This window comes from Marinobacter sp. (genome assembly GCF_041687235.1).
Classification (GTDB): domain Bacteria; phylum Pseudomonadota; class Gammaproteobacteria; order Pseudomonadales; family Oleiphilaceae; genus Marinobacter.
Genome location: NZ_JAWLCH010000001.1, coordinates 802,510 through 824,542 on the forward strand (window position 1 = coordinate 802,510; position 22,033 = coordinate 824,542).

Annotated in this window: 20 protein-coding genes; 10 read left to right on the forward strand and 10 right to left on the reverse strand. The window is 58.9% G+C overall.

Features of this window, described 5'->3' with window-relative positions:
* Window position 1: 1 nt before the first annotated feature.
* Window positions 2-1,084: an AraC family transcriptional regulator gene (locus ACESMK_RS03530; RefSeq protein WP_372995298.1), complete on the reverse strand. Its 1,083-nt coding sequence runs from the start codon at window positions 1,082-1,084 to the stop codon at window positions 2-4.
* Between the two features lie 398 nt (window positions 1,085-1,482).
* Between ACESMK_RS03530 and ACESMK_RS03535 the strand changes: the two genes are divergently transcribed.
* The 4 genes from ACESMK_RS03535 to ACESMK_RS03550 all read left to right on the forward strand — a co-directional run bounded on the left by ACESMK_RS03535 (window position 1,483) and on the right by ACESMK_RS03550 (window position 4,983).
* A complete protein-coding gene (locus tag ACESMK_RS03535; protein ID WP_372995300.1) occupies window positions 1,483-2,280 on the forward strand; it encodes an alpha/beta fold hydrolase in 798 nt (265 codons plus the stop codon).
* 94 nt (window positions 2,281-2,374) lie between these two features.
* A complete protein-coding gene (locus tag ACESMK_RS03540) occupies window positions 2,375-3,457 on the forward strand; it encodes an SMP-30/gluconolactonase/LRE family protein (RefSeq protein ID WP_372995302.1) in 1,083 nt (360 codons plus the stop codon).
* A complete protein-coding gene (locus tag ACESMK_RS03545) occupies window positions 3,457-3,918 on the forward strand; it encodes an acyl-CoA thioesterase (protein WP_372995304.1) in 462 nt (153 codons plus the stop codon). The genes ACESMK_RS03540 and ACESMK_RS03545 overlap by 1 nt, the downstream gene beginning before the upstream one ends.
* 81 nt (window positions 3,919-3,999) lie before the next feature.
* Window positions 4,000-4,983: an NADP-dependent oxidoreductase gene (locus tag ACESMK_RS03550; protein ID WP_372995306.1), complete on the forward strand. Its 984-nt coding sequence runs from the start codon at window positions 4,000-4,002 to the stop codon at window positions 4,981-4,983.
* Here the strand turns inward: ACESMK_RS03550 and ACESMK_RS03555 are convergent.
* From ACESMK_RS03555 to ACESMK_RS03565, 3 genes are all read right to left on the reverse strand, one after another.
* Complete coding sequence (locus ACESMK_RS03555) at window positions 4,969-6,831, reverse strand: cation:proton antiporter (protein WP_372995308.1); 1,863 nt, start codon at window positions 6,829-6,831, stop codon at window positions 4,969-4,971. The two genes, ACESMK_RS03550 and ACESMK_RS03555, sit on opposite strands and share 15 nt — an antisense overlap.
* A 21-nt stretch (window positions 6,832-6,852) precedes the next feature.
* Window positions 6,853-7,644, reverse strand: a complete 792-nt coding sequence (gene tcdA, locus ACESMK_RS03560; RefSeq protein WP_372995310.1) for a tRNA cyclic N6-threonylcarbamoyladenosine(37) synthase TcdA — start codon at window positions 7,642-7,644, stop codon at window positions 6,853-6,855.
* Window positions 7,645-7,917: 273 nt separating this feature from the next.
* On the reverse strand, window positions 7,918-9,693 hold the full coding sequence (locus ACESMK_RS03565) for an acyl-CoA dehydrogenase C-terminal domain-containing protein (RefSeq protein ID WP_372995312.1): 1,776 nt from the start codon (window positions 9,691-9,693) through the stop codon (window positions 7,918-7,920).
* Between the two features lie 170 nt (window positions 9,694-9,863).
* Here ACESMK_RS03565 and ACESMK_RS03570 point away from each other — a divergent pair, with 170 nt between their 5' ends.
* Window positions 9,864-10,607 carry an SDR family oxidoreductase gene (locus ACESMK_RS03570; protein ID WP_372995314.1) on the forward strand — a complete coding sequence of 248 codons (744 nt, stop codon included), beginning with the start codon at window positions 9,864-9,866 and terminating at the stop codon, window positions 10,605-10,607.
* A 15-nt stretch (window positions 10,608-10,622) separates the two neighbouring features.
* Here the strand turns inward: ACESMK_RS03570 and ACESMK_RS03575 are convergent, their stop codons facing one another.
* From ACESMK_RS03575 to ACESMK_RS03585, 3 genes are all read right to left on the reverse strand, one after another.
* Window positions 10,623-11,549, reverse strand: coding sequence for a sodium-dependent bicarbonate transport family permease (locus ACESMK_RS03575; RefSeq protein WP_372995316.1), 927 nt, complete (start codon window positions 11,547-11,549; stop codon window positions 10,623-10,625).
* Between the two features lie 185 nt (window positions 11,550-11,734).
* The gene (locus ACESMK_RS03580; protein ID WP_372995318.1) at window positions 11,735-12,373 is read right to left on the reverse strand and encodes a ChrR family anti-sigma-E factor; all 639 of its coding nucleotides are present in this window, start codon (window positions 12,371-12,373) and stop codon (window positions 11,735-11,737) included.
* On the reverse strand, window positions 12,370-12,969 hold the full coding sequence (locus ACESMK_RS03585; RefSeq protein ID WP_064228420.1) for a sigma-70 family RNA polymerase sigma factor: 600 nt from the start codon (window positions 12,967-12,969) through the stop codon (window positions 12,370-12,372). The genes ACESMK_RS03580 and ACESMK_RS03585 overlap by 4 nt, the downstream gene beginning before the upstream one ends.
* Before the next feature lie 238 nt (window positions 12,970-13,207).
* Between ACESMK_RS03585 and ACESMK_RS03590 the strand changes: the two genes are divergently transcribed.
* Complete coding sequence (locus ACESMK_RS03590) at window positions 13,208-14,245, forward strand: AraC family transcriptional regulator (RefSeq protein ID WP_372995320.1); 1,038 nt, start codon at window positions 13,208-13,210, stop codon at window positions 14,243-14,245.
* Window positions 14,246-14,251: 6 nt separating this feature from the next.
* Here ACESMK_RS03590 and speA read toward each other — a convergent pair whose 3' ends face one another.
* Complete coding sequence (gene speA, locus ACESMK_RS03595; RefSeq protein ID WP_372995322.1) at window positions 14,252-16,162, reverse strand: biosynthetic arginine decarboxylase; 1,911 nt, start codon at window positions 16,160-16,162, stop codon at window positions 14,252-14,254.
* A gap of 178 nt (window positions 16,163-16,340) precedes the next feature.
* On the opposite strand from speA, the gene speE reads away from it, so the two are divergent.
* Window positions 16,341-17,222, forward strand: a complete 882-nt coding sequence (speE, locus tag ACESMK_RS03600) for a polyamine aminopropyltransferase (RefSeq protein ID WP_372995324.1) — start codon at window positions 16,341-16,343, stop codon at window positions 17,220-17,222.
* Between the two features lie 64 nt (window positions 17,223-17,286).
* Here speE and ACESMK_RS03605 read toward each other — a convergent pair whose 3' ends face one another.
* Window positions 17,287-18,570, reverse strand: coding sequence for an ammonium transporter (locus tag ACESMK_RS03605; RefSeq protein WP_372995326.1), 1,284 nt, complete (start codon window positions 18,568-18,570; stop codon window positions 17,287-17,289).
* A gap of 72 nt (window positions 18,571-18,642) precedes the next feature.
* Entirely contained in the window at window positions 18,643-18,981 is a 339-nt protein-coding gene (gene glnK / locus ACESMK_RS03610) for a P-II family nitrogen regulator (RefSeq protein WP_004578958.1), read from the reverse strand.
* 381 nt (window positions 18,982-19,362) lie between these two features.
* On the opposite strand from glnK, the gene ACESMK_RS03615 reads away from it, so the two are divergent.
* The 3 genes from ACESMK_RS03615 to trmB all read left to right on the forward strand — a co-directional run bounded on the left by ACESMK_RS03615 (window position 19,363) and on the right by trmB (window position 22,021).
* Window positions 19,363-19,617 carry an accessory factor UbiK family protein gene (locus ACESMK_RS03615; protein WP_372995328.1) on the forward strand — a complete coding sequence of 85 codons (255 nt, stop codon included), beginning with the start codon at window positions 19,363-19,365 and terminating at the stop codon, window positions 19,615-19,617.
* Between the two features lie 64 nt (window positions 19,618-19,681).
* Complete coding sequence (locus ACESMK_RS03620) at window positions 19,682-21,214, forward strand: YifB family Mg chelatase-like AAA ATPase (RefSeq protein ID WP_372995330.1); 1,533 nt, start codon at window positions 19,682-19,684, stop codon at window positions 21,212-21,214.
* A gap of 72 nt (window positions 21,215-21,286) precedes the next feature.
* Complete coding sequence (gene trmB / locus ACESMK_RS03625; RefSeq protein WP_372995332.1) at window positions 21,287-22,021, forward strand: tRNA (guanosine(46)-N7)-methyltransferase TrmB; 735 nt, start codon at window positions 21,287-21,289, stop codon at window positions 22,019-22,021.
* Window positions 22,022-22,033 lie beyond the last annotated feature (12 nt).

A 22,033-nucleotide genomic window follows, 5' to 3' on the forward strand; every position in this document is an offset into this window, starting at 1 on the left:
GTCAGTGTTCTCCGTTGCCGACCGGCGGCCGTGAGTTGTCTGACGCCAGCGGTAGCAGGTGCCGGGCCCGGTACTCGGCCGGCGAGGTGCCAGTCCAGCGCTTGAACGCGCGGCTGAAAGCGCTGAGTTCCGAGAACCCCAGCAGGAAGGCAATTTCGCCAAGGGAGTACTGGTCCGCAGCCACGTATCTGAGAGCCTTGTCCTGACGCACCTGCTCCACCAGTCCATGGAAACTCAAGCCTTCCTTCTTGAGCTTCCGGTACAGGGTCTGCCGGCTCATGTGACATTGGCGGGCGAGACTGTCGGCATCAATCTTCTCGGTTGCCATCTGTTTTGAAATCAACCGGCGGATTTTGCGGCCGAAGGAGCGCCGGGTCTGCAGCCGTGCCAGAAGTGAGTTGACCTGTTTCAGTACCGCTGAGTAGACGTAAGGATTGCGGCGGGGAATCGGATGCCCGAGATACCTGCTGCTGAACGCCAGCCGGGTGATGCCACAGTCAAATCGGACCGGCCCACCGAGGAGCTTTTCGTACTCGTCGGCGTAATTCGGGGCAGGGTGGGCTATGTCTACCCAGTCGGCTCGTATGCCGGGGTGGATAAAGTGCCGGGTGCGTGTGATGGCGGCAGCGAGGGTCCGGTCCATATCCTGCCGGCAGTAATGCTCGGACCTGTCCGGCTGCCAGCAGAGTATGGCCTGGTCGGCGGTCTGCTCGAAGCTCAGGAAGACCGACTCATTGATCAGCCGGTGCAGCCGCACATACTGGGTAACTGCCTCGCCGAGCGTATCGCAATTGAAAAAGACGTGGCCGACCAGCCCCATCCGCTCCGGATCCACCACCTGCCCGGCATGCAGCCCGACTCCGGGGTCGCCGGTAACCAGCTCTGCGTGCTCCCATAGCCGGTAATGGGCGTCGGCGGGCACCCGCCGATCCGGGTCGGTGAGTTCCGACATTGCCAGCCCAGTCAGTTTTTCAACGCGGGGCGGGTTCAGCACGCCCTGGCGCTCGAGGTAGTTCACCAGTGCCAACGTGCTTGAAGCAGCGACCAGAGGTGCGCTGGCGGGGTCTCTTTGAGCAGATGTCACATTATACGGCCCGATAGTTAACGACCTGTCATGATGGCTGGTACAAAATGTCAAGTGTATGCAACCGCCTGTCAACGGTTACCCATGAATTTAACGATAGCATCAGGGTATCAGGTTGAAGCAATGGAAAAGCAATCAGGAGGTGTTTTATGGAACAGGAAATCTTCGTACCCCATACCGAGCTTGAACGCAAAAACGTGATTGAGCTCGCCGAGTACCTGAACAGCATCTTCTATTGCTGATTTCTCAGGCGTAACGTCTATGACCTTCATGCCGGGCTCTGCCCGGCTTTTTTTCGTCCCTGGAAAATGGCCGCCGATACCGGCACTTGCTCGCAAAACTGGCAGTGGTAATGTATCCGGTTTGAGAACGCAGACCAATCCGGAGACTGACTGCCCATGACTGTTGCGCTGAATCACCGCATTACCGGCGAAGGCCCGCCGCTGATCCTGTTACACGGTTTGTTCGGATCCCTCGACAATCTGGGTGGTATTGCCCGGCGCCTTGAAGATCAGTGGCAGATCCATGCGCTGGATGAGCGTAACCATGGCAGTTCCCCCCACACGGACGCCATGGATTATCCGGCCATGGCGGCAGATGTGATTACCTACATGGATGCGCAGAGCCTCGACAGGGCCAGTTTGCTGGGCCATTCCATGGGCGGCAAGGTGGCGATGCAGGTTGCCCTGCAAGCGCCGGAGCGCGTCGAAAAACTGATCGTAGCCGATATTGCGCCGGTCACCTACAAGCTCAGACACGACGCCATTCTTGAAGGGCTGACAGGCATGGATCTGTCCGACGTAGGCTCCCGCCAGGACGCCGACAAGCTGATGGCCGGATTCGTCGAAGAGCCCGGTGTCAGGCAATTCCTCCTGAAAAACCTTGAACGCATTCCCCGGGAGCAGCAGAAGGAGGGTGGGCCAGTGTTTCGCTGGCGCCTCAACCTGCCGGTTATTGACGCCTGCTACGAGAATCTTGCCCGGGCACCGGAAGGTGAGGGTCCGTTCGAAGGACCGGTGCTGTTTCTCAAAGGCGCAGATTCGGCCTACATCCAGGAAAAACACAGGGATGCCATTCAGCGACTGTTTCCGCAGGCGCAACTGCGTATTATCCAGGGCACTGGCCACTGGTTGCACGCCGAAAAGGCGGATTCCTTCGCCGCTCTTTGCCGGCGTTTCCTCAGTGCCGGGGAATGACAGGCCCGGGCATTTTCCTGCCCGCTGGCCCGTCTGTTAAGGTAAGTCATTCGCTGATACACAGAACTGAAATGGCAACAGGCGGGCAGAGTGTATGAAATGGATGGTGGGATTGCTGGTTGTTTTCCTGCTGCTTGGCAGCTTCCTGCTGACACCCTCGCCTGTCGACAGCAAGGCCTGGACCCCACCTTCACCGCCGCCCCTGACCGGGCCTACCGCGCCAAACGAACGATTGAGGCTGGCGGACCTGCTGGCCCGGGGCCAGGTGTACGGCCCCGAAGACACCACCATCAGTCAGGACGGAGTGCTTTATACCGGTACCCAGGACGGTTACATCGCCCGGGTGTTTCCGGATGGTCGGGTGGAGAACTGGTTGTCCACCGACGGTCGGCCCCTGGGTATGGTCTTCGACCGCCAGGGTAACCTGATCGTGGCGGATGCCTGGAAAGGGCTGCTGTCCATCAGTCCGGAGGGCCGGATTGAAGTGCTGGCCCGGGAGGCGGAAGGCACCCTGTTCCGATTCACTGATGATGTCGATATTGCCGATGACGGGCGGATCTACTTTACCGATGCCAGCTCGAAGTTCCGACAGCCGGACTACCTGCTGGATCTTCTGGAAATGCGCCCCCATGGCCGATTGCTTCGCTATTCGCCAAAAACCGGCAAGGCCGAAGTCCTGTTGGGAAACCTGCATTTTGCCAATGGCGTGGCGGTATCTCCGGAAGGCGACTACGTACTGGTCAATGAAACCTGGAAGTACCGTATCCTCAGGTACTGGATTCATGGCCCCAGAGCCGGTCAGGCCGAGGTGTTTGCCGACAATCTGCCGGGTTTCCCTGACAACCTGGCGGTGGATGATGAAGGGCGCTACTGGGTCGCCTTTCCTACTCTGCGCAATGCCAGGGTTGATGCCATGCACCCCAGGCCCTGGCTCAAGGATCTGGTCGCCAAACTGCCCGACAGCCTGAAACCAGCGCCCCAGGAATATGGCCTGGTGATCGCCTTCGATCGGGACGGCAAGGTTATCACCAGCCTCCATGACACCCGGGGAACCCACCTGCAGGAAATTACCTCGGTGAATCCTCACGAGGGGGTTCTATACTTTGGTTCACTTCACAACGATCGGATTGGCCGGCTACCGCTGCAGGCCATTCCGGGCCTCGGAGAGAGCAACTGATGCGGCACCAAGAGATTGCCTGGGATCTGCCAGCTCCCTTTACGATCGATATTACAGTGCGCCCTGAAGATACCGACCGGCTCGGGCACGCCAACAATGTGGTTTATGTACGTTGGCTGGAAGACGTCAGCTGGGCCCACATTGAACGTCTGGGCATGACCTGGGCTCTGCACGAAAAAACTGGAAAAGCGATGGCCATTACCCGTACCGAGATCGATTACCTGGCCTCTGCGAACACCGGGGATCAGCTGGTGCTGGGAACCTGGCTGACCGACTACGACGGCAGGTTCCGTTCTGCCCGCCAGTTTCAGCTGGTGCGGCCGTGTGATGGTAAAACCCTTGTCAGGGCGGTATCTACCCATGCCTGTGTCGATATGAAAAGCCAGCGCCCCGCCCGCGCGCCGAAAGAATTTGCCGACATTCTCGGCTCTGCGGTTGTTGCTGGAGGCAAGGGCCTGTAGGTTTCCCGAGCCCTTTTGTGTTTTACTTCAGCTAGTCTTGTTCTAAGCCAATCCCGTTTAACCTGTTGTCCGGAGATCCTCATGGAAAATACTGCTGATCAGAATGCTGAAGCCCCGATGCGCCATGTGATCTACGATCGCTTCGGTGAGCGTGATGTCCTGCAGGTGGTCCAGGCTGATGTGCCGACACCTGGCGACGATCAGGTCCTGGTGCGGGTGCACGGGGCCGGTCTCAACCCCATTGACTGGAAAACCCGAAAGGGGCTCGGCTTTGCGGCCCGACAGATCGAAAATTCGTTGCCGTGGACGCCTGGATACGATGTAGCCGGTGAAGTCGTTGCCGTTGGTGACAACGTCACCACCCTCGCTGCCGGTGACCGGGTGATGGGCATGATCGGATTCCCTGCTGGTGGCGGCGGTTATGCCGAATATGCCCTGGCGGCGGCCGATGAACTGGCCATTGTGCCGGAAGAGCTGGACCTGGTGTCTGCCGGAGCCTTGCCTCTGGCGGCGCTGACCGCCTGGCAGGCCCTGTTCGAAGTGGCGAAACTGGAGTCCGGGCAGAAGATCCTGATCCACGCCGGAGCCGGTGGTGTCGGGCACTTCGCGGTACAGTTTGCGCTGGAGCGGGGTGCCCACGTGATTGCCACGGCTTCGGCCGGCAACCGGGACTTCCTGGCGGAACTCGGGGTTCACGAAGTGATTGATTACCGCACCACGGATATTGGCGAGGAGTGCTACGGGCTGGACGTGGTGCTGGACCTGGTTGGGGGAGAAACCGGCAAGCGTTCGCTGCACACCCTGGGTGAACAGGGTGTCCTTGTCACTATCCCCACGGTTACCGCCGATGAGATTATCAGCGCGGCTGAGGAGATGGGGTTACGTGCCCACGGCATGACCGTTCGCCCGGATGTATTTCACCTGGATGAGATTGCCGAGCTGATTGAAGACGGCGACGTCAAGGTCCACATCGAGGAGGCGTTTCCGCTGGAAGCTGTCGCACAGGCCCACGAACTCCTTGAGGGCGGGCATGTGCGAGGCAAGCTGGTTTTAGACTGTCGCTGAGGGATCTTGGCCCGTTGAGGGCTCCTCCACGGGGTCTTTTTCCTTACGCTCTTTCCTGGCCTGGGGCGGTACCAGGCTGATCAGGATCCAGTCGTCTTCCGGTTTCAGGTCTTTCATGCTGCAAACCGGAGCGACATGCTCCTTGCTGTCGAACGTGAACAGAACCAGAGCCTGGTTCTGGTATTTATTCAGGAACTCTTCGTAACCGAATTCCTCGCTCAGCTGAGTAGTTTTCACGGTGTAGCCCTGGCTTACCAGGCTGGCCAGTTTCGCGTAGCTGACGCCGTCGAACAGGCCCCGGGTCATCTGGATTTTTTCGGCCGTCTGGTGCCGGGCTTTCTGGTCCTGATCACCCTCAGCCAGGCTGAACACACACTTGTTCCCGAACCAGTCCAGGAAGTGGTAGGTGGCCAGCGAATTCATGTGTTTATAAGGAGAGATGACCAGCAGCTTTCCGATGCCCGTCAGATCGAGATGGGTGGACGCATGCTCCGACACCGGATTGCCAAAATAGACCTGCAGGTTGTCCATCCGCGCCTGTCGAACATTCTCCCAGTTGGTATCGGCCAGGGTCACCGGTACCTCATACTTTTTCAGGGCTTTGCCGATCATCCGGGCCACCGGGTTGGCCCCCAGAATCAGGAAGCCGTATTCGGCGGGTTCGGCCACTTTCAGCAGGTTTGCAACCGGCCGAGCGGTGAGGCTCTGCAGGGTAACGGTGGCAATGATCAGCATGAACACCAGGGGTACCAGGGCGCCGGCGCTTTCGTAACCGAGTTTTTGCAGCTGGAAGGCAAACAGCGCTGACACCGCCGCGGCGACGATGCCCCGGGGTGCGATCCAGCTCAGAAAGAGCTTTTCCCGAAAGTTCAGGCTGGTGCCGATGGCCGACAGGAAAATACTCAGGGGCCGTGCCACCAGCATCAGCAACGCCAATACGGCCACAAGCCCCCAGCCCAACTCGGCAATCGCCGCGAACTCAACCCGCGCCGCCAGGATGATGAACAGAGCGGAAATCAGCAGAACACTCAGGGATTCCTTGAACTCCAGGATGCTGTCGATAGGCACCTGTTTCATGTTGGCCATCCAGATGCCCATCACCGTTACCGTCAGCAGCCCCGACTCATGGGCCAGTTCATTGGAGATGGCATACATGCCGAGCATGAACGTAAGGGTGCCGGCGTTGTGCAGGTACTGGGGAATCCAGTGTTTGCGCAAGACGATGCCATTGAGATACCCGGCAACGGCACCAATAAGGAAGCCCACCGCCAGTGTCTTGCCAAAAATGTACAGCGAGTGGCTGAACACATTGCCCTGACCCCAGGAGACAATCCCTTCGAACACCAGCACTGCCAGCAATGCCCCGACCGGGTCAATAATGATGCCCTCCCAGCGCAGTATGTTGGCCAGCTTCGAATTCGGGCGCACGGAACGGAGCAATGGCGCAATGACGGTCGGGCCGGTGACAATGGAAATGGCGCCGAACAGCAGGGCCACAGCCCAGGAAACGTCAAGGATCCAGCGGGCTGCCAGGGTGCCGATGATGCAGGTAACAATGGAGCCCACTGGAATCAGGTTGCGGACCATTTTTCCGTGGCCGCGAATTTCCTCGTAGCGCAGGGTCAGGCTGCCCTCAAACAGGATGATGGCAACGGCCAGGGAGATGACCGGGAACAGCAGGTCGCCGAACACTGCTTCCGGCGCCAGAAAGCCCAGCACAGGTCCTGCGGCGATACCGCCCGCCAGCAGGAACAGGATAGCCGGCATTCGGACACGCCAGGCAAGCCACTGGCAGAACAGTGAGAGAACGCCAATGCTGGCAAGAAGCAGGACAGTGCTGACAGGCATAGTGGTTTCAGGTCCGTTGATTTATTGGTTGGCTCGCCGGGCAATCCGGTTCAGGAGCCGGGAGGCCGCAAAGAGGCCGAAGCTGGCCGTCACCGGACTGGCAGCGCCAAAGCCGGAGGCGCAATCCAGTCGCACCGGGCCGTCGGTGGCCGGCTTCTGCAGGCAGACTTCCCCGTCTCCGGCAGGATACGTCAGCTGCTCGAGGGAGTATACGGCTTCAATGCCAAAGCGACGTTTCGGATTCCGGGAAAAACCGTATTCCCGGCGCAGCAGGTTGCGTACCTTGGCCAGCAGCGGGTCCTGGGTGGTTTTGCTGAGGTCCGCCACCTGGATCTGGGTGGGGTCGATCTGTCCGCCAGCACCACCGGCACAGACCAGCGGAATCTTCCGGCGCTGGCAATGGGCAATCAGGGCCGCCTTGGCCTTGACGCTGTCGATGGCGTCGACCACGCCGGTCATATCCTCTGTAATCAGTTCGGCAACGTTTCTTGTGGTCAGGAAACCGAAATGCACGCGTATGTCGGCTTCAGGATTGATTGCCCTCAGCCTGTCTGCCATGGCATCGGTCTTGGTGCGGCCGTACTGGCCTTCGAGGGCATGAAGCTGCCGGTTCGTGTTGGATACACAGACGTCGTCCATGTCGATCAGGGTAATGGTGCCAATGCCGCTACGTGCCAGAGCCTCTGCTGCCCAGGAGCCGACACCGCCGAGCCCGACCACAGCTATGTTGGCGTGGCGAAAGGCCTCCAGTGCCCGGCGCCCATAGAGTCTCTCGATGCCGCCGAAGCGGAAAGCGTAATCGTCGGCCTTCATGGTGTCCCCGTGCTGATCCGGTCAGAAGCCGGACGGAATCAAAGAGCATCATTGTAACCCAGTGATCACGCAGACAAAAAACGCGCATAAAAAAAGCCACGCAGAGCGTGGCTTTCAAAAATACCCAGTCCGACGGGGATCTGGGCAGGACTAGTTCAGAGACACTAATCAACGTGATCATTATCAATGTCCAGGGAGTGACTCTGAAGGTCACAAGCTGTCATTGTTCGGTCATTTCCGGCCAGATCGACTGGACGCTGGCCGTATGCCGGATCACGCGGCCCAGTGATCGTCCGAAAACGCCATCAGGCTGTCCTTGCCACTCTGAATATCACCCAGCAGCCAATCGACTTCCGGCAACAGTTTTTCGAAGTAGAAGCGTGCGGAGACCACCTTGCTCTCCAGCAGCGGTTTGTTGCCCTCGTCAGCAGCGAGCTTTTCGTTGGCAACGTTGGCCATGCGGGACCAGAGGTAGCCGATCACAGTCAGTGCCATCAGACGTAGATAGGGTGTTGCGGCAGCGCCCGCCTGTTCCGGATCCTTCGGTGCATTGCTGGCCAGCCATAGGGTGGCGGTCTCAAGCGCCTTCATGGCGCTCTTGAGTTCTTCCCGATGGGGCGCCTCCGGGTTGTCCTTCAGGTATCCGCTCAGGGTTCCGAACAGGGTGCGCACCAGCTGACCCCCTTTCAGGCTCAGCTTGCGGCCCACGAGGTCCATGGCCTGAATGCCGTTGGTGCCCTCGTAGATCCGGGCAATCCGACCATCCCGCACCAGCTGCTCCAGCGGCCAGTCGGTGGTGAATCCGGAGCCACCCAGCACCTGCAGCCCGGTGTTGGCGTTGTTGAAGCCTTCGTCCGTCAGGAAGGATTTCACGACGGGCGTGAGCAGCTGAACCAGATCATCGGCAGACTCCCGTACGGTTTCATCCGGGTGGGCAACCGACAGATCCAGCTGATGACCGGCAAACAGAGCCAGGGCACGCATGCCTTCGTTCAGGACTTTCTGGCGCATCAGCATCCGGCGCACATCCGGGTGCACGATGATCGGATCAGCAGGGCCGTCCGGATTCTTCGGACCACTCAGGGACCGGCTTTGCAGACGCTCCCGGGCAAAGCCAAGGCTTTCCTGGTAGGCCATTTCCGCCAATCCCAGGCCCTGCATGCCAACCATCAGACGGGCTTCGTTCATCATGGTGAACATCGCCCGCATACCGTCGTTCGGCTCGCCGACAAGCCAGCCTTTGGCGCCTTCGAAATTCATGACGCAGGTGGCCGAACCCTTGATACCCATCTTGTGCTCAAGGCCGCCACAGAACGCCGGGTTGCGCTCACCGGAATCCGGCAGGAACTTGGGAACCACGAACAGCGAAATGCCCTTGGTGGTATCCGGTGCCCCTGGCAATTTGGCCAGAACCAGATGCACGATGTTGTCCACCAGATCGTGCTCACCCCCGGTAATCCAGATCTTTGTGCCTTCGATGGCGTAGCTGCCGTCGTCGTTCGGAGTGGCGCGGGTGCGAATCAGGCCCAGGTCAGTGCCGCACTGGGGTTCGGTCAGACACATGGTGCCGGTCCACTCGCCGGAGATCAGTTTTTCCAGATAGATCGTTTTCAGCTCGTCGGAACCATGGGCGTGCAGGGCACTGATAGCACCGTGAGTCAGGCCCGGGTACATCCCCAGGGACAGGTTGGTGGAGCAGACCATCTCGTCCACCACGAACTTCAGGGTGTGGGGCAGGCCCTGACCACCGTATTCAAGCGGCGCGTCCAACGCGGTCCAGCCGCCTTCGACAAACTTCTTGTAGGCATCCTTGAAGCAGTCCGGTGTTTTTACCGAACGGGTTTCAGGGTCGTAGGTACAGCCTTCACGGTCACCCGCCTGGTTTGTGGGTTGTATGACTTCGGCTGCCAGTTTGCCGGCTTCGTCGATGACCGCGGAAATGAGATCCGGGGTGGCATCGGCGTATTTCTCCAGCTCATGGAGCCGGTCTGCGCCCAAGACATCAAACAACAGAAAGCGAAGGTCATTCGCCGGAGCCTGGTATTGCATGGATACTCTCCTACGTGTGCTGTTTTAATGAGAGCTCCGCCGGGGCAGGCAGAACTCCGAAGGGAATATGAACACTGGTTTCATACGCCCGTTTAAATGCCTTGGTTCACCGTTTCCGCCGGTCCAGACGATAGATTTTTCGTATGTCCTCCCCAACAAAGGAGGTTTTGATGAAACGAGTGGTGATAGCCGGGGTTTCCGGCGCAATTGGTGGCGCTTTGGCGACGGTCATGATCGAACGGGATCCGCAGATCAGCGTGATCGGGTTGTGTCGTGACCCGGGAAAGGCACCGGAAGCCTTGCGGGCCCACGCGCGCAGTACGGTGCTGCCATGGGACGCGGAGCACAGTGAATCATCAGTGGCAGTTGCAGAGGCGCTGGAATCGCTGCTGGCCAGAGAGGAGGGCATTGATGGTTTCATTTATGCCGTTGGAGTGCTTCATGGGCCGGATATGTTCCCCGAGAAGCGCCTCGAGGATCTGGAGGCGGCGAGTATGGCGCGGGCCTTTGCAGTGAATGCAACCGGGTTCGGGTTGCTGACGCAGGCGTTACTGCCATGGCTACGGCATCGGGAGTTCAAGAGCGTTGTGGCGATTTCCGCAAAGGTGGGATCGATTACCGATAACGGGTTCGGGGGCTGGTACGCCTATCGCAGCTCAAAGGCGGCACTGAATATGCTGGTGCGTAACCTGTCCATTGAATTGCCACGCCGATGCAAACCCATTGCCTGCCTGGCTCTGCATCCAGGCACCACCGAATCAGCACTGAGTAAACCGTTCAGCCAATCCCTGGCGAAACTGAACGTGCATACCGCAGCGGAAACAGCCATCAATCTGCTTGAAGTCCTTGATAACGTGGAACAAGGTGATAATGGAAAATTCCTGAGCTGGGATGGCTCAGAATTGCCCTGGTAATCAGGCCCCCGACATTCATCCGGGCAAGGCCCAGATCAGCATTGAATGATAGAGGCCGATGCCAATCAGAACGTTGAAGGGGAAGGTCACGCCCAGTGACGCCAGCATGGCAAGACCAATATTGGCGTCGGGTATCGCATGCCTGACCGCGACTGGTGCAGCTATATAGGAGGCACTTGCGGTAAGTGTGGCCAGAATCAGGGTTGAGCCAATCCCCAGGTCGAGCGCGGTACCAACTGCCAGTCCCGGTATGGCGAGGATGGGAGGCATTGCCAGTCCGAAAAGAACCACCCGCCAGTGCGTCCAGCTTAGATTGCGCAGCGTTTCGGCGGCCACCAGTCCCATCTCCAGCAGAAACAGTGACAGAATCACCGAGAACGCACTGGTCAGCGGTGCCGTTACCCCCGTGCCCTGCCCGGGCCCATAGAGCGCGCCGATAACCACACCGCCGACCAGGAGTACCACGCTGCGGTTGGTCAGGGTTTCCTGCCAGAGCGGCGTGCCCTCGCGGTTTCCGCCGGGCTTGCCAAAACGACGATAGAACCAGAGTCCAACCATGATTGCCGGCAACTCCAGCAACACCAGGTACAAGGTCACCTGACCGCCGGCGGCGAGTCCTCGTGTCTCTACCCAGGCAAGCGCGACGGCGAAGGTTCCGGCACTTACCGAGCCATAGTGAGCCGCGAAACTGGCGGTGTCGGCAATGGAGAGCCCAACCACGTAACGCAGCAAAGGTATCATCAGCAATGGCAACGTAAACCCCAGGGCGGCAACCGCCAGCATCTCCAGCAGAAGATCGGGCGCAAGGTTGCCATACAGCGCCATCCCTCCTTTCAGGCCGATGGTTAACATCAGTAGCAGGCTGAGGATGTCGTACGCCTCGCGGGGAATCGACAGGTCAGATTTGACGGTCCCGGCTATCAGGCCGAGCAGAAAAAACATGACTATGATGTCTGGCATGGCAGGTTGGATGAGTCTGGTGGAACGGAATGGCCAAACGGTTTCGGCCCTGACTACCAGTGTCGTTTCGGAAGGTGCCCAGGTCAATTAAACCATTGCTTAATTGTGCCGATGCGGCGCTTTGAGGAAATGCCAAGGCAGCAGGAGCTGCCTCAGCCTTGAAAGACTTATCGGATGAACGGGTTGAGCATCCGGGTAAACGTACCCGTGAGTTTCACCGGTGCGCTCAGAACAGACAGCGTGATGCAGTCTTCGCAGCCCACGGCTACTGGCTTGTGTTCGTCCTGGTCAGTCAGCACCACAAAATCCCACTGGTTGAAGACCCCTTTCTGGTCGGCAAAGGCGCCCTGCAGGACGATGGTGGTTTCTTCGCCGCGGTGAGTGTGGGCCGGAGCCTTGCCGCCTGCTGCCAGTTTTTGCAGCACTACCTGCTCCTTCTGACCCGGGAACCGATCGGTGATGTCCAGCACACTCACATCCCCAAGCTGTCGTTTCCAAGGGAGGCTGTTCAGATCCTCACCCAGCAATTTCTGTAACGCGCTCATTTTGGGCGCAGGTGGGACCGCAGGAGCGTCGGCCGGTTCGCTATCAATCTTCGACAGGATGCTGTCGAACATGTTCTCCGAGACGCTCACCTTCGGCTGTTGCTCCATCATCACTGCGCCAAGACTGTCCAGGGTATCCACACGGCTGCGGCAGTGGGAACACTTGTCGAGGTGGAGCTTGATGCACAGGGCGTGGGGCTCACTCAGGTTGCCTGCGCTGTATTCCATCAGGCTCAGGCTGTCGGGATGGTGCCGAGTCATACGTTCTGGTCCTGCAAAATCACTTTCAGTTTGTTCAGTGCCAGACGAACCCGGCTTTTAACGGTGCCAAGCGGAATATCCAGTTCGTCTGCCACCATCTGGTGCGACTTATTCTCCATATAGACCTTGGCAATAACCGTAATCTGTTCTTCCGGCAGGTGGCTCAGGGATTCCCTGATCCGCCGCTCCGACATCAGCCGGTGCAGCGACGTCACCGGCTCGTTTTCGTTCTCACCCGGGATCTGCCACAGATCTTCCGTCTCAACCGGCATCTCGGCGCTGGTACGCTGCATCTTTCTCAACATATCAATGCGCTGGTTACGGGCAATGGTAAAAATCCAGGTTGACGCGGCTGCTTTGCGCCAGTCGTAGAGACAGGACCGTCTCCAGATCGACACAAACACTTCCTGAACCAGCTCTTCAGCATGACTCGCCAGGCCATTGGCCATGGCGTAGTACTTGATTTGCGGGCCAAAATGCTCGAATAGCGCGTGGTAAGCCTCGCGATCCTGGTTCTTGCCCACTTTCTGCAGCATCTGGCTCCAGGGGTCTTTCCGGCCCTCGGAGCTGGCTGGCTTTTGATCCAGTGTGGTCACCGGACGCTCCTTGACAGTCGCATGATTTGAGCTTGTTCTGGTCATCATTCTATGCACTCGTCCCGGGTTTGTCAGTCACAAGGTTTACGGATTGGTTTGCCCGGTGGATCAGCCGGGCTGAAAAAAATGCTGAAAGCTGGCAGCAGCGCCGGTTTGTCCTCGTCTCGCAGGTAATTGCCGGAACCTGACGAGCGGTCTAGTCTGAGACATAACCAGACACCGAAAGACAGCCAGCCCCATGAATGCACCCGGCATTACCGGAAACCTGCCCGTTATCCGGGCGCACTATGCGGACATCCTCTGTCAGTTGGCAGAGGACCGCGGCCTGCAACGGTCCCGGTTGTTGACTGCCGCCGGCATCCGCCCTTCCATGCTGGGTCATCCGGACAATTTCATCACTGTCGATCAGTTTAGTGCCCTGTGTCGTGAAAGCCTGGTTCGAAGCGGTGATCCAGCCCTGGGGCTGGAGTACGGTAAACGACTGAAATTTACCACCCACGGCTCGCTGGCCCAGGCTGCAATCAGTTGCGATACCCTGGAGCAGGCACTGACGGTTTTGATCAAGTACTTCCAGATCCGGTTTGTCTACATGAGGCTGTCTTTTTTCGTGGACGCCCATGAGGCGGTCATCCAGCTGGACCTGGCTCATGGCATCGAGGACCTTTACCGGTTCAACGTTGATGTCGTGATGGCATCGCTGATGGACGTGAATCTTCTGCTTTTCGGCAACCGACTTCTGGATGGCGGCTGTTGTCTGCTGGACTTTCCGGAGCCAACGGACACATCGTCTTACCGACAGTTGTTCGGAAACCGGATCTTTTTTGGCCGCGGGGTAAATCAGCTGCGGTTCAAGCGGGACTTTCTGGGTACGCCCATGTCCCTGTCCAATCCGGTGACCCGCCGGATTGCCGAGGCCCAGTGTGAAGAGGAAATGCGATTTATCGAGGGTGCAACGTCGGTTTCTGACCGAGTGATGCGCCTGCTGGAGACGGGACCGAGCCAGCGCTTACCGTCGTTGGAGGATGTGGCCGAGCACTTGCGGGTGTCAACACGGACATTGCGCCGTCAGTTGGCTGCCGAGGGGGTGCGCTTCCAGCAGCTGCAGGATTCCCTGCGTCATCGCCGCGCCCTGGGGCTGCTCCGGCGAAATGAGCTGACCATTGATGAGATTGCAGATGCCCTTGGGTACAGTGACCCTTCCAACTTCGGGCGTGCATTTCGAAAATGGGAGGGCCTCGCTCCCAGCGCCTGGCGTCGGGAGCATCAGAAAAGCTGACAGGATTTATTCTTCCAGGTAGGTGTAGCCATCCAGCCCGGCGGCAAGCTCGGCCAGCAGCGCTGACTGGGTGTCTGGTGTCAGGGCAGAAGCAGCGAATTTGCGCCGATAGGCCTCCAGCAGGGCACCCGGTTCAAAGTTTACGTAGCGCAGAACCTTCGCCACGGTATCGCCGGTGATGGGCTTGCTGATCTCGTGGCCGCCCGCTGCTGTCAGGCGGACATCCACAGAATGGGTGTCTCCGAACAGATTGTGCATGTCCCCCAGAATTTCCTGATAGGCCCCGGTCATGAAAAAGCCCATCAGCAGCGGCTCGCCCGCTTTCTCCTCAGGTAATGGCAGGGTGGTTTCGGTGCCCTGACCATCCACGTAACGGTCGATTCGGCCGTCCGAATCACAGGTAATGTCCTGTATCACCGCCCGTCTGTTCAGGGGGCGGTCCAGGCCGTTCACCGGCATGACGGGGAAGATCTGGTCGATGCCCCAGACGTCCGGCAGTGACTGGAACAGGGAGAAATTCACGAACAGCTTCTCGGCCAGTTTCTCATTGAGCTCGTCGATGATTTCCCGATGGGCCCGGTTGCTGCTGTCCAGCTGATCCCGAAGCAACCGGCAGCAGCGGGTGTACAGCGTTTCGGCATCCGCCCGTTCCTGCAGGGAGAGTACGCCGTGGGCAAACTGGGCATGAACATCGGCCATGGCGTGAAGTACGTCGTGGTAGATCTCAGCCAGTGAACGCGGCGTATTGGCGTCCTGCAGGCTTTCCAGGTCGCGCCAGAGATCGTGTAACGGGGCGGATGCCATATCGTCCGGCTGCTTCGGCGCGCGGTTCTCCGGTGCTTCACGGTCGATCACGTTGGTTACCAGTACCGAATGGTGAGCGGTCAGGGCTCGGCCGGATTCGCTGATCAGGTCCGGGTGGGGAATGCCATGTCGATCGCACTCGGCCTGCAGAACATGCACTACGTTGTAGGCGTATTCGTAAACGCTGTAGTTCATGGAGCAGCTGCTCCGGGAGCGGGTGCCCTCGTAGTCCACACCCAGACCACCGCCGATATCCACCGTGCCAATCGGGGCGCCCATCTGACGCAACTCGCTGTAAAAGCGCGCGCATTCCCTGAGGCCGGTCTGGATGTCACGGATATTGGCAATCTGGGAGCCAAGGTGGAAATGCAGCAGTTGGAGGGTATGGAGGGCTTCCGCCTCCCGCAGGGTGTCAACCACATCCAGCACCTGGCTGGCGGACAGTCCGAACTTGGACTTTTCACCGCCGGTGTTCTGCCAGTTGCCCTTGCCGATGGTCGCCAGGCGGGCACGCACGCCAATCAGGGGCGATACACCGAGGCTTTTTGCTTCCTCCAGGATGAGTGGCAGCTCCGACTTTTTCTCCACCACAATGAACACCCGGTGGCCCAGTGTCTGGCCAATAAGGGCCAGGCGAATGTATTCGCGGTCCTTGTAACCATTACAGACGATGACCGACCCCGGTTGTTGCGACAGGGCCAGCACCGCCATCAGCTCGGGCTTGCTGCCGGCCTCAAGGCCGATCTGTCCATTCGAGGCCGCGGGCTCTGCGGCCAGCAGTTCCTCGACCACCCGGCGCTGCTGGTTGACCTTGATCGGATAGACCGCCGTGTAGCGACCCTGGTAAGCGTGTTCCTTGGCCACCTTGTTAAAGGCGTTGCACAGTTTGTTGACCCGGTCGTGGAGGATATCAACGAAGCGCACCAGCACCGGCAACTGAACCCCGGATTCGGTCAGCGTCCGGGTCAGTTCCGGCAGATTGATCCTGGCCGGACTGTGGCCCCGGTCCGGGCGGATCAGCACCTGGCCTTTGTCATTGACGCCAATATAACCATCACTCCAGTGGGCAATGTTGTAGACCTTGTGGGCGGGGGTGGCAATGGCTTCGCTCATGCTTGCTATCCTGTCAGGAAACACTGGCCGCCATTGTATGGATTCCCACCCCGGGCTAAAAGAACCGGGTGCGGAAAATATGTGGTCGGTTGCCGCGATTATCGCTTTAGCTCACGATGGCACACCCCTACAATACGCGTTTTTGACACAGCCCATGGCCCACAGCGGGAGGCAAAACATGACAACACTGAATGATGGCTGGTTTACCGAGGTATTCCAGGATCAGGGAACGGCGTTCTCCCTGCAGGTAAAAAAGAAGCTCCACGAAGAGCAGACACCGTTTCAGAAACTGGAAATTTATGAAACCGAGACCTTCGGCAATCTGATGGTTCTGGATGGCTGTGTGATGCTGACCACCCGCGATAACTTCCTGTACCACGAGATGATGACCCATCCGGCCCTGTTTACCCACCGGGACCCGAAAAAGGTGGTTATTGTAGGCGGTGGTGACTGTGGGACCCTGAAGGAAGTGCTGAAGCACCCGGGTATCGAGGAAGCCTGGCAGGTGGAAATCGATGAGCGGGTTACCCGCATGTCGGAAAAGTATTTCCCGGAACTGTGTGAGGCCAACAGTGATCCGCGCGCCAACTTCTTCTTCGGCGACGGTATTCAGTGGATGCGGGACATTGAGCCGAACAGTGTCGACCTCATCATCATAGACAGCACAGATCCGGTTGGCCCCGCGGAGGGCCTGTTTGCCCTGGATTTCTACCGGGATGCCATGCTGGCGCTGCGCGAGGGCGGCATTATTGTCCAGCAGAGTGAATCACCGCTGCTGCATACCGACAGCATCATCAAGGGGATTCACGAGGACATGCGCAAGGCCGGCTTCGAACACGTGCAGACTCTGCCATTCCCGCAACCGGTCTATCCTACAGGCTGGTGGAGCTGCACCATGGCCAGCAAGGAAAACCCGGTCAAATACTTCCGCGAGGAGGATGCCAACAACCGACCGTTTGTGACCCGTTATTACAATGCCGGCGTGCATCGTGGTGCGCTGGCGATGCCGCAGTTCATGGTGGATGCGCTCGAGGATGAGGTCCGCCCGGAAGAAGGCTGAGGAAAGGGGCTGACAAAAAAAGGGGCGCCGTTTGGCGCCCCTTTTTCGTTCGTGATGTCAGGGTTTACTGCTTACCGCTGACAAACTCCGGATAGGCTTCCATACCACACTCGGACAGATCCACGCCTTCGTACTCGTCTTCCTCGGAAACCCTGATGCCCATGACGGCTTTCAGGATGCTCCAGACGATCAGGCTGGTGACGAACACCCAGATGAAGATGGTGAGCATGCCGACCAGCTGACCCATGAAGGTCGCGTCTGCGTCGGACAGGAGAACCGCGAAGATACCCCAGATGCCCACCACACCGTGCACAGAGATGGCACCGACCGGGTCGTCAATGCGCAGCTTGTCCATGGTTACGATGGAGAAGACCACCAGGGTACCGCCGATGGCGCCAATGATGGTAGCCAGCAGGGGAGACGGATCTGCAGGCTCTGCAGTGATGGCAACCAGGCCAGCCAGGGCACCGTTCAGGGCCATGGTCAGGTCGGCCTTGCCGAACATCAGGCGTGCCACGATCAGGGCCGCAATCAGGCCGCCGGCTGCAGCAGCGTTGGTGTTCAGGAACACGTTCGCAACCTCGTTGGCGACACCAATACCGCCCAGTTTCAGGGTAGAGCCGCCGTTGAAGCCGAACCAGCCCATCCACAGAATGAAGGTGCCAAGTGTGGCCAGCGGCAGGTTGGCACCCGGGAAGGCGCGGATTTCACCTTTGGAGCCGTATTTGCCTTTACGGGCGCCGAGGAGAAGGACGCCTGCCAGGGCTGCAGCTGCACCAGCCATGTGCACAATACCGGAACCGGCGTAGTCGCTGTAGCTCAGCTCGTACATACCGAATACGGCGTCGCCGTTCCAGGTCCAGGAACCCTGCATCGGATAGATGAAACCGCACATGACAACGGCGAATGCCAGGAAGGCCCAGAGCTTCATGCGCTCAGCCACGGCACCAGAGACGATGGACATGGCGGTAGCAACGAAGACAACCTGGAAGAAGAAATCAGAAGCGCCGCTGTATTCGCCCATGTCGCCGAATCCGGCTTCAGTGGAGGCTGCAATAACGCCGGCAACAGCTGCGTCGTCCATTTCAGCAACGGTGGTAATGCCGCTCAGGAAGATCCCGCCATCGTACATGATGTCGTAACCGACAATCAGGTACATGGTACAGGCGACCGCAAACAGAGCGACGTTTTTGGTCAGGATTTCAGTGGTGTTCTTGGCGCGCACCAGACCTGCTTCCAGCATGGCGAAGCCAGCGGCCATCCACATGACCAGGGCACCGCAAATCAGGAAGTAGAAGGTATCCAGCGCATACTGGAGTTCAAAAATGTGATTTAGATTGCTTTCCATATGAAGCCCTCCGCACGAGGCTTTTCAGGTTATAAATTTTTTGCGTTGGCTGTTCGAAAAATCAGAGCTGGTTCAGACCGCTTCTTCGCCGGTTTCGCCAGTCCGGATCCGGATGGCCTGCTCCAGTTCAGTCACGAAGATCTTGCCGTCACCGATCTTTCCGGTGTTGGCTGCCTTGGTGATAGATTCGATGACCTGGTCCAGCAGGTTGTCGCCAATGGCAACTTCCACTTTCACCTTGGGCAGAAAATCCACCACATATTCCGCGCCACGATAGAGTTCTGTGTGGCCTTTTTGCCGACCGAAGCCTTTGACTTCAGTGACGGTTACGCCTTGTACGCCAATCTCGGATAGTGCCTCACGGACATCATCCAATTTGAAAGGCTTGATGATCGCTGTCACAAGTTTCATTGCTTTCTCCTTGGTAAAGCCGTCCCAACAGTGAGGGCCCGTCGGCCGATTGTTGAGTTCGGGATGCTGCCACCTCGCACACCAATTGTGCGGATTGCGTACGAGAGCTTTAGCATCGGGTATGCCAACGCAAAAAAATAATTTAAAAACAAACAGCTACGATATCCGCGTTCCAGAATGGCGCAAGGATGCGCACCAAAATGGAGCAGGTAGCCGGCCAGTGAGCTAAATTGGAGCGGGCTCCCTGGCCATTCGACCGTTATTATAGGGCCGACCGCCTACAGTATGGCAGGGGCTGCGGTGTGATACACTCCCGCAAACCGGCAACAGACCCTCTCTTTTAGTCGAAGCCGGATATTTCAGGAATTTGTGAGGTGATGTGTGAAAGGTCCACAGGATATTTTTGCTCAGCTGCAGGGGCAGTTTGGTCAGTTTGTGCCCGACATGGCCCGCGCTGCGCGCGAGGATTTTGAAACCCAGGCCCGGGCAACCGTGATGGCAGTCCTTTCCCGTCTGGAGTTGGTAACGCGTGAAGAGTTTGACGCGCAGCAGGCGGTCTTGCTGAAAACCCGGGAAAAGGTGGATGCACTCGAGAAGCGGGTTGCCGAACTGGAAAATTCCCTGCAGGAAAAATAGATCCCGGATCCCGCCTGGCAGGACGCCGGGCAGGTGTTTACGGTCATTGCCACGGAAGGTTGTCATGCTTGCTATCGTTCATTCGCGCGCCACGGTTGGCGTGTCTGCTCCCGCCGTCACCGTTGAAGTTCATCTCTCGGGAGGGCTGCCCGCACTCTCGATTGTTGGCCTGCCGGAAACCGGCGTACGTGAAAGCAAGGAGCGCGTACGTAGTGCGCTTCTGAACGCCGGTTTCGAGTTCCCCGCCCGACGAATAACCATCAATCTTGCGCCAGCGGACCTGCCCAAAGAGGGCGGTCGGTTCGATCTGCCGATTGCTCTCGGTATTCTGGCGGCTTCAGGCCAGATTCCTGCCGAGAGTCTGTCCGATTGCGAATTCCTCGGTGAATTGTCCCTCGATGGTGCATTGCGGCCACTCAAAGGTGTGTTGCCGGCGGTATTGGCGGCGCGGCAGGCCGAGCGTGCCTTGCTGGTCCCCCACGCCAATGCAGACGAGGCGGCTCTGGCCAGCCACGGCGACGTTCTTGCCGCCGGACACCTTTTGGCGGTGTGTGAGCACCTGAGTGGTCGGGCCCGACTGGTGCCCTTGCCCAGATCCTCACTGGAGGCAGCGCCGGGCAGCGGCCGTGATGTCGCGGATCTGTCGGATGTCCGCGGCCAGCGGGTTCCTCGCAGAGCTCTGGAGGTGGCCGCAGCGGGCAGTCACAATCTATTGTTTTTCGGGCCTCCGGGAACCGGCAAGAGCATGCTTGCCAGTCGTTTGCCCGGCATTCTTCCAGGATTGGACGATGATGCCGCCATGGAAGTGGCCAGTGTGCATTCGGTGGCCGGCCTGCCGGTGCGGGCCGGGGGCTGGCGCGAACCACCTTTCCGGGCGCCCCATCATACTGCGTCGGCGGTTGCCCTGGTTGGCGGTGGCAGCAGCCCGAGGCCGGGGGAAATCTCGCTGGCGCACCGGGGCGTACTCTTCCTTGACGAATTACCGGAGTTTGAGCGCCGGGTGCTGGAAGTGCTGCGGGAGCCGATGGAAACCGGCGAGATCTCGATCAGCAGGGCGGCAAGGCAGGTGAGCTTTCCGGCCCGGTTTCAGGTGGTGGGTGCAATGAATCCGTGTCCCTGTGGCTACAGTGGACACCCGACCATTGAGTGCCAGTGCACGCCGCAACAGGTTATGCGCTACCGGTCGAAAATTTCCGGCCCCCTGCTGGACCGTTTCGATCTGCACGTGGAGGTGCCTGTGCAGGGCGGCGACATACTGATGCAGCAGGGCGGGGATGGCGAGACCAGCGAGACCGTCCGGGATCGTGTTTTGTCGGCCAGGGCTCGTCAGTCAGAGCGAGGCTGCCTGAACGCAGCCTTGTCAGGGCGTGGATTGCACGCCGCCTGCCGGTTGGACCGTCAGGGTGAACTGTTGCTCTCGGGTGCCATGGAAAAGCTGGGGCTTTCAGCCCGGGCGCTGCATCGTATATTGCGCGTAGCCCGGACGCTTGCAGATCTGGAGGGGTGTGAAGAGCTCCGTCAGGGCCATCTGGTCGAGGCGCTTGGTTATCGGCAGATGGACCGGCAACAGGGTCGCAACTCGGCGGTCTCCGCCTGACGGGCGCCACTCTGGTAAACTGTTGCCAAATCCCGTTTAACAAGACCCGCTACCTGCGGTTAAGGATTGCAGATGACTGACCAGAAAGAGCCGCAAGATCCGAAAGACACTGGCGCCGAATCGCCGGTAACTACCCGCCGTGGCGTACGTAGCTTCGTTCTGCGTCAGGGCCGGATGACGGAAGGCCAGAAAAAGGCGTTCGAGCGGAGCTGGCCAAAGTACGGCCTGACTCGGGAAGACGGCATGATCGACCCGCGCGAAGTGTTTGGCCGGGATAACATGTTGAACCTGGAAATCGGGTTCGGCATGGGTCGTTCGCTGGCGGAAATGGCTGAAGCGGCTCCCGAACAGGATTTTATTGGCGTTGAAGTGCACCAGCCGGGTGTGGGCGCACTGCTCAAGGAGGTCGAGGATCGCGGCCTGGAGAATGTCCGGATTTACAGCATTGATGCCAACGATGTGATTGATCTTTGTTTGCCGGACGCCTGTCTGGACCGGGTGATGGTGTTTTTCCCGGATCCCTGGCACAAGAAGAAGCATCACAAGCGCCGGCTGATCCAGCACGAGTTTGTCCAGCGGGTCCGTCACAAGCTGAGAGTGGGCGGCATACTGCACTTGGCTACGGACTGGGAAAACTACGCTGAACACATGCTTGAGGTAATGAAAGAGTCCGAAGGCTTTGCCAACACCCAGCAGTCTGGCGGCTATTCACCACGGCCCGACGACCGCCCCATCACCAAGTTTGAAAAGCGGGGCGAAAGCCTGGGTCACGGCGTCTGGGATCTGTTGTTCTACCGGACCAACTGATCGCTGGTGAGA